The sequence below is a fragment of the Flavobacterium sp. genome, assembly GCF_027484945.1.
Lineage (GTDB): Bacteria > Bacteroidota > Bacteroidia > Flavobacteriales > Flavobacteriaceae > Flavobacterium.
On record NZ_JAIXRZ010000055.1, the window covers coordinates 1 to 13,100 of the forward strand.

The 13,100-nt window shown below is 37.7% G+C and carries 9 protein-coding genes; 2 read left to right on the plus strand and 7 right to left on the minus strand.

The genetic code is table 11. The annotated features are described in order from the left end of the window. Nucleotides 1-220: 220 nt before the first annotated feature. A complete protein-coding gene (gene rpsT, locus Q0039_RS07270; protein WP_297511187.1) occupies nt 221-472 on the plus strand; it encodes a 30S ribosomal protein S20 in 252 nt (83 codons plus the stop codon). A gap of 55 nt (nt 473-527) precedes the next feature. Here rpsT and Q0039_RS07275 read toward each other — a convergent pair whose 3' ends face one another. Then, complete coding sequence (locus Q0039_RS07275; RefSeq protein ID WP_297511189.1) at nt 528-929, minus strand: response regulator; 402 nt, start codon at nt 927-929, stop codon at nt 528-530. Between the two features lie 4 nt (nt 930-933). After that, nucleotides 934-2,634, minus strand: coding sequence for a PAS domain-containing protein (locus tag Q0039_RS07280; RefSeq protein ID WP_297511191.1), 1,701 nt, complete (start codon nt 2,632-2,634; stop codon nt 934-936). A 138-nt stretch (nt 2,635-2,772) separates the two neighbouring features. Between Q0039_RS07280 and typA the strand changes: the two genes are divergently transcribed. Beyond that, the gene (gene typA, locus Q0039_RS07285; RefSeq protein WP_297511193.1) at nt 2,773-4,578 is read left to right on the plus strand and encodes a translational GTPase TypA; all 1,806 of its coding nucleotides are present in this window, start codon (nt 2,773-2,775) and stop codon (nt 4,576-4,578) included. A 55-nt stretch (nt 4,579-4,633) separates the two neighbouring features. Here the strand turns inward: typA and Q0039_RS07290 are convergent, their stop codons facing one another. From Q0039_RS07290 to Q0039_RS07310, 5 genes are all read right to left on the minus strand, one after another. Next, nucleotides 4,634-9,739, minus strand: coding sequence for a T9SS type B sorting domain-containing protein (locus tag Q0039_RS07290; protein ID WP_297511195.1), 5,106 nt, complete (start codon nt 9,737-9,739; stop codon nt 4,634-4,636). A gap of 77 nt (nt 9,740-9,816) precedes the next feature. Continuing rightward, a complete protein-coding gene (locus tag Q0039_RS07295) occupies nt 9,817-10,656 on the minus strand; it encodes an ABC transporter permease subunit (RefSeq protein ID WP_297511197.1) in 840 nt (279 codons plus the stop codon). A gap of 6 nt (nt 10,657-10,662) precedes the next feature. Further along, entirely contained in the window at nt 10,663-11,559 is an 897-nt protein-coding gene (locus Q0039_RS07300; protein WP_297511199.1) for an ATP-binding cassette domain-containing protein, read from the minus strand. Nucleotides 11,560-11,843: 284 nt separating this feature from the next. Next, a complete protein-coding gene (tpiA, locus tag Q0039_RS07305; protein ID WP_297511201.1) occupies nt 11,844-12,593 on the minus strand; it encodes a triose-phosphate isomerase in 750 nt (249 codons plus the stop codon). Then, nucleotides 12,593-13,099, minus strand: coding sequence for a TlpA disulfide reductase family protein (locus Q0039_RS07310; protein ID WP_297511203.1), 507 nt, complete (start codon nt 13,097-13,099; stop codon nt 12,593-12,595). The genes tpiA and Q0039_RS07310 overlap by 1 nt, the downstream gene beginning before the upstream one ends. Nucleotide 13,100: the final 1 nt, after the last annotated feature.

Here is a 13,100-nt window from a genome sequence, read left to right on the forward strand (position 1 = left end):
CGTCTATCGGTTAGGACTCAAGATTTTCATTCTTGCAAGAGGGGTTCGATTCCCCTACGGGCTACAAATTAGTTGTAAATAAGTTTTATAAAATACGTATTTAGTGTCTCAAATATTTATTTTATTAGTTAAAACCAAAGTGATTAAATTTTAATTGTGGGAGGTTTTTCTTTTTTAACTAATAGTTTATAATAATTATTACAATTAAATTTAAAAGAAAATGGCAAATCACAAGTCAGCTTTAAAAAGAATTAGAAGTAACGAGAAAAAAAGAGTGCTTAACCGTTACCAGCACAAAACTACGCGTAACGCGATCAAGGCATTGCGTATGTCAACTGTTAAGGCAGATGCTGCAGCTAAATTGGCAAGTGTAATCGCGATGATTGATAAGTTAGCAAAGAAAAATATCATTCATGATAACAAAGCTTCTAACTTGAAATCAAAATTAACTAAACACGTGAATAAATTATAATACGCTGTTTTGTAACAAAAACATAGCCTCGAAATTATCGAGGCTTTTTTTATGTTCATTTTAATCCTTCCAAAAGTTCGCGGCTAATTGGTTTCGATAGAAAATCTAAAACCATTGGGTATGACTTCGACTTTTCAATATCTTTTGGATCAATGGTAGAAGAAAGTACAATAACTTTTAAATCAGGAAAATATTCGCCGTATTTATTTTCCATAATTTCATCTAAAAACTCCCAGCCCCCCATAATTGGCATATTTAAATCGAGAAAAATAAATTCGGGAAGAATGAAATTTTGATCATTATCTAGCGCTACTTTACAATTGGATAGATAGTTTAAAGCGTCTTCACCGTTTTGAACGCTATCAATAATTTCCGAAAATTCAATCTTTTGGAGCACCTTTTTACTTAGCATTAAGGTTATCGGATCATCATCTACGCAAAGTATTTTTTTATACATACAATTATTCGTTTTTAAAGGTAATTGTAAAAGTTGTTCCTATTCCCACTTCACTATCGACAGTTATCGTTCCTCCCATAGATTCTACTTGTGATTTCACCAAATATAAGCCCAAACCTTTACTGTCGGGATTGTCATGAAAACGTTGGTACAAACCAAAGATTTTATCTTTATGACGTTTTAAATCAATTCCTAAACCATTATCTTTAAAGTATAAATAGATAGTATTGCCTTTGTTTTTTGCAGTAAAGCTTATGTTTAATTGGCGTGATGGTTCATGATAACGTAATGCGTTGGTTGTCAAATTTAACAAAATACTTTCAAAATACGATTTGTTTACTTGTAATGTTGGTACTTTGTCAATATCCAATTTGATAATGGGGTTCAAATTATTGATTAAAAATCCTAGTTGGTTGAATACGTTTTCAAAGACCTCACGAACCACAATCGGTTCACGCTCAATTGAGGGCTTGTCTTTAATAATAATTACATTTACTAGATCATTAATGGTCTCGTTTAATTGCTGTGTTGATCGTTCAAATCCGTTGATGATTTCTTTTAGTTCTTCATCTTTAATTTCGATATCTTCGAGTAATGCGAGCAGCCCACGTAAATTAGATAGGGGTGCTCTAAGGTTGTGCGAAGTAATATAAGAGAACTGTTTTAAATCAGCGTTATTAAGTGTTAGTTCTTTTATTAATTGTTCCCGTTCTTTTTCTTTTCCTTTTTCTTCGGTAATATCTCTTTGAATAGAAATCCAATGCGTATTTTGGTTGTCTTTGTTGGTTATCGGGATAAACGTTAAATTAACCCAATATTCTTCATTATTTTTACGCTTATTTAAGGTTTCCATTTTAAATGCTTCTTTTTTCTTTAAAGCATCTGAAATCAATTTGATATCGCGTTTACTTTTCAAACGGTTGATGAGAATATTAGCTGGTTTACCAATAACTTCTTCTTGAGAATATCCCGTCATGGTTTCAAAAGCCGGATTAACATAGACAATCCGATCTTCAGGGTAATCGGCATTAGCCAATTCAGCAATGATTACGGTTTCTCTATTTTGGGTGATTACTGTTCCTAAAAGTTGTAGCCGTTGTTCTTCCGTTTTTGACTTGGTTACATCTTGCACAGCGCCAATCATTCGAATTACATTATCCTTTTCATCTTTTACCAGAAAACCCCGGTCAAAAACAAAACGGTAGGTGCCATCAGCTGCCATAAAGCGATATTCATCTTGCCATTTTTCTGACTTTTGCGCGATGTAAGAATATAATTTTACAGACATTTTCAAACTGTCTTCCGGATGAATTTTGTCAAACCACCACTGTAAATTATCACCCACCTCTTCTTTATTGTAACCAAAAACATCTTGTATCCCTTTGTTCCAAATGAAACTATTGGTCGTGATGTCCCAGTCCCAAATGGTATCGCTAGTTGCTTTGGATACAATTTCAAATCGTTCATTGGAAACTGCTAATTCTGAAAATTCGTCTTTAAATTGAGCGATATAACTTTCCGATTGGTTAATTTTTTCTGCAACAAAATAGGTGATTAGGCCCGCAATAAAAATGCCAAATAGAAGACAAATAGTCAGCTGTGTTTTGAAAGTGTTGAATGTTGTAACTACGATAATACCCCCAAAAACAAGGGATAATACAATAAGAAAAAAAGGAATCAGATTTTTGTAGTTCACATTTTTCATTACTTCAAAAATAACAAAAAAAATACAATACGGTGGGTTTGCGACCAATTTAATCCGAATTAGTTCCAAGTAAAAGTATGGATACTGTGGTTTTTTTTCGAAAAATAAAACATACCTTTGCACCTTCAAAAAATTTACATGGAATCGATTAGAAATATTGCAATTATCGCCCACGTTGACCACGGTAAAACCACCTTAGTCGACAAAATTATGTACCACTGCCAATTGTTTCGTGAAAACGAAAACACCGGTGATTTAATTTTAGATAACAATGACTTGGAGCGTGAACGTGGAATTACCATTACCTCCAAAAATGTCTCGGTTGTTTACAAAGGAACCAAAATCAATATTATTGATACACCTGGGCACGCCGATTTTGGTGGTGAAGTAGAACGGGTATTAAACATGGCAGACGGGGTTTGTTTGTTGGTTGATGCTTTTGAAGGTCCAATGCCACAAACGCGTTTTGTTTTGCAAAAAGCAATCGATTTAGGATTAAAGCCATGTGTGGTAATTAATAAAGTCGATAAAGAAAATTGTACTCCAGAGGAAGTTCATGAAAAAGTTTTTGATTTAATGTTTGAATTGGGTGCCGAGGAGTGGCAGTTGGATTTCCCAACCGTTTACGGATCGGCAAAAAATAATTGGATGTCTGAAGATTGGAAAAACATAACAACTTCTATCGAACCCTTGTTGGATATGGTGGTTAACAATGTACCAGCGCCAAAAGTGTCTGAAGGTACTCCCCAAATGTTAGTTACCTCGTTAGATTTTTCTTCGTTTACGGGTCGTATTGCAATAGGTCGTTTGGAACGTGGAGTTTTGCGTGAAAACATGCCTGTTTCTTTGGTTAAAAGAGACGGTTCTATTCTAAAATCAAAGATTAAAGAACTACATACATTTGAAGGATTAGGGCGTAAAAAAGTGTCTGAAGTACAGGCAGGTGATATTTGTGCTTTGGTCGGTATTGAAGGATTTGAAATTGGTGATACAATTGCCGATTTTGAGCAACCTGAAGCATTGAAAAGTATCGCTATTGATGAGCCTACAATGAGTATGCTTTTTACAATAAACGATTCGCCATTTTTTGGGAAAGAGGGAAAATTTGTTACCTCACGACACATCAAAGATCGTTTAACAAAGGAATTAGAAAAGAACTTAGCTTTACGTGTGAATGAAACCGATGCAGCCGATAAATTTATGGTATACGGTCGTGGCGTTTTACACTTGTCGGTTTTAATTGAAACCATGCGTCGTGAGGGCTATGAATTGCAAATTGGTCAACCGCAAGTAATTATTAAAGAAATCGACGGTCAAAAGTGTGAACCAATCGAGGAATTAACCATTGATTTACCCGAAAATGTATCCGGAAAAGCAGTTGAATTTGTGACTGTTCGCAAAGGTGAAATGTTGAGTATGGAACCACGAGGAGAGCGGATGATAATTAAGTTCAACATTCCATCGCGGGGTATTATTGGCTTGCGTAATCAATTGCTAACAGCTACTGCGGGTGAGGCGATTATGGCCCACCGATTTATTGGTTACGAACCCCTGAAAGGTGAAATCTCCGGTCGTATTAACGGTTCATTGATTTCTATGGAAAACGGAAAAGCAATTCCGTATTCAATTAACAAATTACAAGACCGCGGTAAGTTTTTTGTTGACCCAAATGAAGACATTTATGAAGGTCAAGTGGTTGGTGAAAATTCTCGTGCTGATGATTTAGTGATTAATATTACAAAAACCAAACAGTTGACCAACTTCCGTTCGGCTGGAGCCGATGATAAAACGCGAATTGTACCAGCGATTAAATTTACATTGGAAGAAGCATTAGAATACATCCAAAAGGATGAATATGTGGAGGTAACCCCTAAATCAATTCGTTTACGTAAGATTTTGTTAAATGAAAACGACCGAAAACGATTTAAAAATTCAATGGCTTAATTGCTGAATTTGAAATATAAAAAAACCATCAGTTCTCGCTGATGGTTTTTTCTTTTTAACGTTTTAAACTAAAATGCCCTTTGGCAATTCTACCATCATCGATTTTAATAGAATACCAATAGTCATCGGCAAGTGCTTGTTGACCATTATATGTTCCATCCCAACCTTCGCCAAGAGGTGAAATTTGTTTGATAAGCTTTCCAAAGCGGTCAAAGATCAAAATTTCGGTATTTGCATGAAAATCAGCGCGCACTCCTTTAATATTCCACGTGTCATTAAATCCATCGCTATTGGGGGTAAAAAAGGTAGGAATTCCTAATACCGATACGGTATATTCTGCAATGCCACATCCGTTCAAATCTTTTACATATACGGTGTGAATGCCCATAGGTACCCCCGTAAACAGGTTCGAACTTTGATACGGACCATAGGGATAATCAAGACTGTATACATAATCGCCATTTCCAGTTACATTGACTGTTAGTGTATTGATGTCGCTTAAATCGACAACTGTTACCGAATCGATCGTAGCAATTACGGAAGTGTTTACATTTATTACTCGGGTTACACTACAGCCCTGAGCATTGGATACCACTACACTGTAATCGCCTTCTTGATTTACGGTAAGTGTATATTGATTGGCTCCGGGGACTGCAATTCCGTCAAGAAACCACTGATATGTATACGTTGTGATTAAATTGGGTTGGGTTACACCCGCATTAAGTGTAACAGTAAAATTGGACAAATTGGTACAAACCAAGGTGTCATCCCAGCCCTGCACATTGGTGTTGACATAAGGAAGAGGATGCACTACAAATGTTAGAATAGCGGTTACCGGACAGCTAGTATTTATTGGGTTGGTAACCGTTACGATAACATCCTGCGTTCCCGTGGTAAAAGGATTGGGGAGGTTGTTATTGTATACTGTACCGTTTGCCAATGTGTAGCTAATTTGCATTCCGGTTTGTCCTTGAAGTATGGTGTTTGTTATGGATGTGGTATCAAAATCATACAAGCCATTTTGCTGTATCGGGTCAGTTTCATCATCACAAACTTGAAGTGTACTAGCATTAATAGGGAAAATTTCTGGTAGGTCGTCAACAATAAAAGTTATTGTTCCTTGGCGAAAACAGGGTCCATCAACCGCTAATGTATTGTTGTTTTCGAGACGCACTGTAATTGTTTCGGTCCCATTTACCGTAAAGTTTGCCGGAAAAGGGGAAGGTATCGAAACTCCCGAGCTTGTAGTATAAGTAATGTTTACATTGGTTTGTCCTTGGAGTAAAGAATTTTGTAAGGTAGCGGTATTGAATGTGTAACTTCCGTCTTGATCATCATCGCAATGGCGAATTGTGTTGTTACTGCCAACGGTATGAAGGGTTGGTAAGGGTTGAACATTTAAAGTAATATAAGGTCCAAGTCCAAAACACGCATTATCAACGGTGCTGTCTACCCGTACCCAAATCACTTGTGTGTTGGGATACCCTAGGTTTACATAATTTGATGGGTTGGTAATCGCTAAAGAATTACCGTTTACATCAGTTTCTGCCAACGCATCGGTTTCATTTTTATAATAAGAAATGGTATATGTCGCTGTTGTTGGAAGTAAGGCTTGAATTTGTGAAGTGACCGAACTAAAATCAAAAGTAGCAATTCCGTCATTATCGGTATTTTGCGAATTTACATAGTAATCACATTGGGTAAATGTCCACTGGGTACCTGCAGGTATTTGTGTAGCCGATACAATTAAATTCAAGCGCGCAATCCGAAAACATTGATTGGCATTTTCTACGCGCACCCAAATCGAAGTATTTGATGTAGTATATGCGTTTGGATTTGCAATTTGTAACGTAAGGTCATTGGTTTGGGCACCGATTTGTGACGTGAAATAAGTAAAGGTTTCAAAAGCAGCATTTGCCGAAATCAGATCGTTTTTTTGCGTTAAGTTAAAACTAGAAATACCATCCGTGTCATCGTCACACTGAACCATTATTAGCGGCGTAGTGACAACAGGCAATGCATAAGTAGTCAATGTGGCAGGTGCTGAATTTAATCCGCAAGTGTTGCCATTTCGATTTAAAACTACACGGTATAAATACCCAATCATGCCAGGGGTGACGTTGCTTACAGTCAAAGTTGCTGTTGTAGTACCATTGTATACTGCCGTATTCGTAAGTGTGTTCCAGGTTAACCCATTGTCCGTTGAAAGTTGCCATTGAAAGCCATTTATTGGAACTCCAGGGACAACGGTAAATACGGCATTTTGTAACTCACAAACGGTAACATCTTGCGGTTGGGTTGTGATACTAATGGGGGCAGCAATACTATAATTGACATTAGGTGTGGTGTATCCTCCGGCCCCTGTAACGCTACCATTCGCTGCAATTGTCGTGGTTCCCGCGCCAATAAAGCCATTAGAATCGGCATCAGTAAATCCGGCCTCAATAACATCAAAACAACTATCGCCGTCTGCATCAAGAGCCACATAGTTGAAAATTCCATTAGCGTCAGTATCGACTAAACTATACGTTAAAATTCCGTTATCGGTGCTTGTTTCTAAACCGTTATGCAATCCATTAGTTCCTACTACAGCGGCATCAATGATTCCGTTTTGATTGGTGTCGGCAGCACCACTTCCCGATTCTACTAAATCAAAAATTCCATCATTATCAGCATCCAAATCTAAATAATTGGCAATTCCATCGCCATCAAAATCATTTGGTATATAGTTTATTCCAAAAATATCATCTAATCCGTCATTGTTGGTGTCTGTTCCCGATAATGCCACATAATTGGGTCCTTGCGATTCTACCAAATCTATAATCCCATCATTATCTGAGTCAATATCTAAAGCATCGGCTATACCATCATTATCTGAATCTTTCGGAACACAAACCGCATAAAAACGAAATGTGGCTCTATTCCCAGCATCATCTACTAAATTTTTATGTTGAATAGTAATTGCTGTAGTCAAATAGGATTGAAAGGAAAAAGTGCCTGTGCCTAAAGCTAATGGGATAGCGCTGTTTAAACGAAAACGAATTTCAAAAGAAGAAAATCGAGTAACCCCACTTTCATAAAATCCGTCATAATTGGTGTCGATTAACAATTGATCGTTTGGATTCTCAACAGTTATAGTTTGATTTATCGGACAACGAATACTAAACTCTCCTTTGTCATTCATTAAATCGGTCGGGTTGCCTGCTGCGGCATATTCCATACCTAATGAAATGGGTTGAGCAAAAGTGAGTTGGTAATTAACCCAATTGGTCTTACCCGCAGGAACATCTGTTACAAACGTTCCGTTGGCAGAAGTTGTAAGCGGATTGGTACTGGCCGTAGTGGAAGTGGTCATTGAACCCACAAACGTATTTGTGTAGTTCCCAACATTCACAGACCCTGAAATCGGATTGGATAAATTAAGATACTGACTGCCGTATGATTCCGTGCAATTGGCAATACCGTCATTGTCCATATCCAAATCACTATTGTCGGGTACATAATCATTATCCAAATCGGATGGACAAGTACTTACCGGAAATTCATCCGAAAACAAATCAATGCCACAACTGGATAAACCGGCTTTCACTTTATAATATCCGGGTTGGGTAGGGGTGTAACTATTACTTAGGGCTCCAGGAATTGGAACATTGTTCAAAAACCATTGGTAGGTGTCAAATCCACTTTGGGCATTGACATTCAACTGAACATTGGGAATACAATTGGTTAAATTGACATTGACTTCTTGAAAAACAACTTCAGGTTTGAAAACAAATCCCGAATAATAGCCTCCAAAAGTAGCCGCTCCGTCACTTCCATAGGCCGCCAAATATAATTCTGATGTAGAATATACCGAAACATTTCCGATTAGGCCGCTAATTATATAACATTCATAATTTGGATTTCCAATTACGGCGGTGGGACCGCTTACACCAAATTGGGCCGCTAGTCCAGCTAAGGTATAGGGTGTGCCGTTAATAATAAAATTAAGCGTTGATCCTGTTTTTGTAGTGATCGTAGCACGTCCATTAAAACTTCGGTTCCCAATTCGCTCGATATACGGGATGTTATCCAACGATTTTGGGGTTTGGCAACTTAAAGGGGGAACAAAGAATAATTCCTGATTCGCTTGGTTGTTCATAGAATTATCACCTACCGATTGATAAGCGAATATATTTTTATCCGAGCGAACGTATAAATTTCCATTTGCATTATAATCAGCGCCTGTAAGCGAAATGTATTGTCCGGCATTTATCGTATAATCGGGAACTGTATTGCCGTTTAGAAACAGTTGGGTGTTGTTTTCATGGGCAATTAAAAGGACGCGTTCTACATTGTTCATCCCCGTACTTTTGATAAAAATATATTCAGTACCGGTACGTTCAACCGATACAATTTGATCAAAACCGGTATCGATATTGCTCATTTCGCCATTGGTTCCCCCAATCGAACCACAATTGACAGCTATAGGTTTATCCGACGATACCAATGCTCCAATTAATGCGTCACGATTAGCGTTTAGCGGACCTTGAACCGCGATGATAAAGGTTTCACCACTGTTTAACAATACAGGAGGTGGGGTATTACCGACGGTTGGATTATTTACCAATTCGGCCCCAGTTTTAATATCACTAAAAGATACTGTTGTATTGTTTTCTGTTGCCATAATAGCAATAAAGGTGTAATGACGCGGTGAATACGCATTAATGAGGGTATTGGTCATTCCGCCTATACGAAATTGTGTGCCTAACGCAGCCATTCCTTTAGAAACCACACAACCTGCCTGATTGCCCGTTTGATCAATTATTCGCCCGGATACAGAAATTAAGTCTTCTGCCTCAATAATGTAACCAGCATTTTGAAGAATCACATTGGCATCCATTTGGTCAACGACAAACTGACTCGGGTTTCCACTTGAGGTTGTATCAAAAATATAAGGATTATCGCGGGAAACGGTACCTATCACATTGGTACTTCCCAATTGCTTTATAGTAAATTGAACCGGTGTAATACTTGGCGTAGAGATATACAAGTACTTTTCATTAATCGGCATGTCCTGCGAACTGGACAAAGGTGGTAAATAATGGGTCTTACTGAATTGAGCCAAGCTAAGCACTGGCATTACGAAAAATAGCAGTAAGGAGGTAATTGTATTTTTCATTTGTCAAAAATAGGAATTACACATCGTTTAGAGGATGTGAATTTTACTATTTTTAGACTATTTTAACAATCGTTGGTTTAAAGGTCGCGCTTGCGAATTATAGCATACGATCCCCAAACAAATAGGGCAGACCAGCAAAGCACAGTAAATACCATGCTATAATCCACACTGTAAATCTTAGGTTCGATTACACCAACCTGATTTCCAATAGATTGTATTAAGTCGAGTCGGGTAAAAGGTTCAATAATTAAATTCGACATCGACTCCAAAGGTAAGTATTTGAAAAAATAGTTGTAGGTTCCTTCAAAATCATTAAAAATAAACTTCCCACTTATACCATACCCAATTTTTTCAATCAAGTACCAAACAAACAAGAAGCCCACCGCAAAAGCCGATCGTTTGATCAATACTCCCAAAAACAAACAGAAACTGAAAAATCCAACCAATTTTACAAATAAAGCCAGCAAATAATCCATTTGTGAAAAAATAATTCCTGCCTCATCATAGGTCGAATACAAGAGTCCGAGGATTAAGGAAATCATAAAAATGAAAACCGTAGATACCAATGCAAATACGAGTACAGTTAAGAATTTCGAAAGCACAAATTCTTGCTTACTCATTCCGTCAATTAAATTTTGTTTTAATGTGCCATAGGAGTATTCATTGGCCATCATTGATACAATCACTAAGGCTAAAAAGATTTTGGGAAGCGCCCCAATAAAACTGTTCAAATGCCAAATATAAGGGAAGTTAAAAATGCCTTGTTGCGACGCATCAAAATGAAACGGACCAAAATCAAACTCAATTGAGGCGATTAACGCAATTAAGCTCAAAACAATGAAATAGGTTAAGGTTAAAACACGACTCGCGCGATTCATCCATATTTTTTGTAATTCTATAGCTAATAATCGTTTCATGCCTTCTTAATTCGATGTGGTGATTTTTAAAAATTCTTGTTCCAGGCTGGATTTACATTCGCTTAAATGGTTCAAATAAATGAAACGTTCTGCTAAATAACGGTTTAAAGCTGCGGCATCGATTGGTGCATTACTTTGAATATGCAAACGTCCGTTTTCTTCGTGGATTGAATGAATTTCTGGATAGCTAGTCAATTCAAGTTGTAGTGCTTTTAAATCGGATGCACCCAACTCCCAATACGTTGTTTTTTGTGCCATTCCTGCTACAGTACCCGAATACAACATTTTTCCATATTGCAACACCAAAACATGGGAGCATACTTTCTCCACTTCGTCCAGCAAATGTGACGCTAATAAAATGGTAGTTCCCTGTGCTGCAATGAATTTGATAATATCACGAATTTGGTGAATTCCTTGTGGATCTAAACCATTCGTGGGTTCGTCCAAAATTAATATTTCAGGATCATTCAATAGCGCCGATGCAATAGCTAAACGTTGTTTCATTCCCAATGAATAGGTGCGAAATTTATGGTCTTTTCGATCCAATAGTCCAACCAACTCCAGTTTTTCTTGCACTTTTTGATAGCCAATGCCTTTAATTTTACAAACCAATTCTAGGTTTTGTTGGGCCGTCATGTAGGGGTAAAAATTGGGTCTTTCAATAATAGCGCCTACTTTTTTTAAGGCTTCATGTGTAGGTAAATTACCACCAAACCAACTGTAGGTGCCGGAAGTGCGGTTTACAACATTAAGTACAATCCCCAAAGTAGTTGATTTACCAGAACCATTAGGACCCAAAATGCCGTATACATTACCTTTTTGGATTTCCAGCGATAAATTGTTTACGGCATGCACACGTCCGTAACGTTTGTGTAAATTGTGAATGGTTAAGATGGTTTCCACGCTATAGTGTTTTTAATTATAGACGAACGAAAGTGCGCTTTGTTACGTTAGTAAATTTATTTTTTGGGCACTCCCCCGAAAAACAATTGATTTTCTAAGTTTGTTTCAGGTCGGGGACCCGGCTTTCAGCCGTCGCTGCCCTCATACTACCGCATCGGGCGAGCTCCACAAGGCCTCAATCCGTAGTGCAAAAAAAACTCCCGGTACAACATCGGGAGTTTTTTTCTCAAATGCTTAGAAGTCCAGCATCGTAGCAGCTTCATATCTTTTTGGGGGTTAAGGGACTAAATCGCAGATGCAATCGCTACAAAATCAGCGACTTTCAAAGCAGCTCCACCAATTAACCCTCCATCGACATCGGGTTTTGAAAAGATTTCTTTGGCATTTTCTGGTTTTACACTACCACCATATACAATAGAAACTTCATCGGCAATTTTTGGATAGCGCGTACGAATTGTATTGCGGATAAAGGCATGCATTTCTTGTGCTTGTTCCGGACTAGCCGTTTCACCCGTTCCTATAGCCCACACCGGTTCATAGGCCAACACGATTTGCTCCCAGTCTTTATCGGTAATTTGAAACAATCCCTCGCGTAATTGGTTTTCAACCACATTAAAATGCTGTCCATTTTGTCGGTCTTTTAATTCTTCACCAAAACAGAAAATAACCCGCATCTCATGTTTTAAAGCCGTATCCACTTTATTTGCCAAAGCGGCATCGGTTTCGTTGAAATAGGCTCTTCGCTCCGAATGACCTAATATAACCGTCGATACTCCAATACTTTTTAACATAGCTGCCGAAATCTCACCGGTGTAAGCACCGCTTTCCGCTTGGTGCATATTTTGTGCGGCTACTGTAATCGGAGTAAATTCGACATGATCCGCTGCCGAAGCTAAATTTACAAAAGTGGGGGCTACTATGATTTCGGCATTCAAATCATCGGGAAGTTGATCGATCAATTCATTTAAAAAATCTTCCGTTTCTTCGGCATTTTTATGCATTTTCCAGTTGCCTGCAACAATTTTATGTCTCATTATTTTAAAGAATTTAAAGTAGCCTGTATTTTTTCAAAGTCGGTTTCAATCGCACGATAAATGCTAATTTTTCCCGCTTTGTCAATAATCATGTAACGGGGTATCCAGTCCAAATCGATTGATTTTCCAAAATTTCCTTTCATTCCTCTCTCATCATTAATCCAATAGTGCTCCCCACTTAATTCGTGTTTTTCAATACCAGATTTCCATTTGTCAAATGCCTTGTCCAAAGAAATAAATACATAAGACACCTCTGGATTTGCTGCTTGCATCGCTTTTACTTTAGGCATCGCTTTTACACAATCACTACACCAAGAAGCCCAAAATTCAATAACAGTAACTTTTCCCTTTTGGTTTTTTAAAACCTCAGAAAATTTCATTTCTTTTCCGTTCAAGTCGGTTACTTTTTCATTCAAACTCGCATTTGTAAATTCGGTAGGCACTTCACCTTGTGCACAAGAAAATAAGGAACAACAAATGAACGAAAGTGCAATTATTTTTTTCATA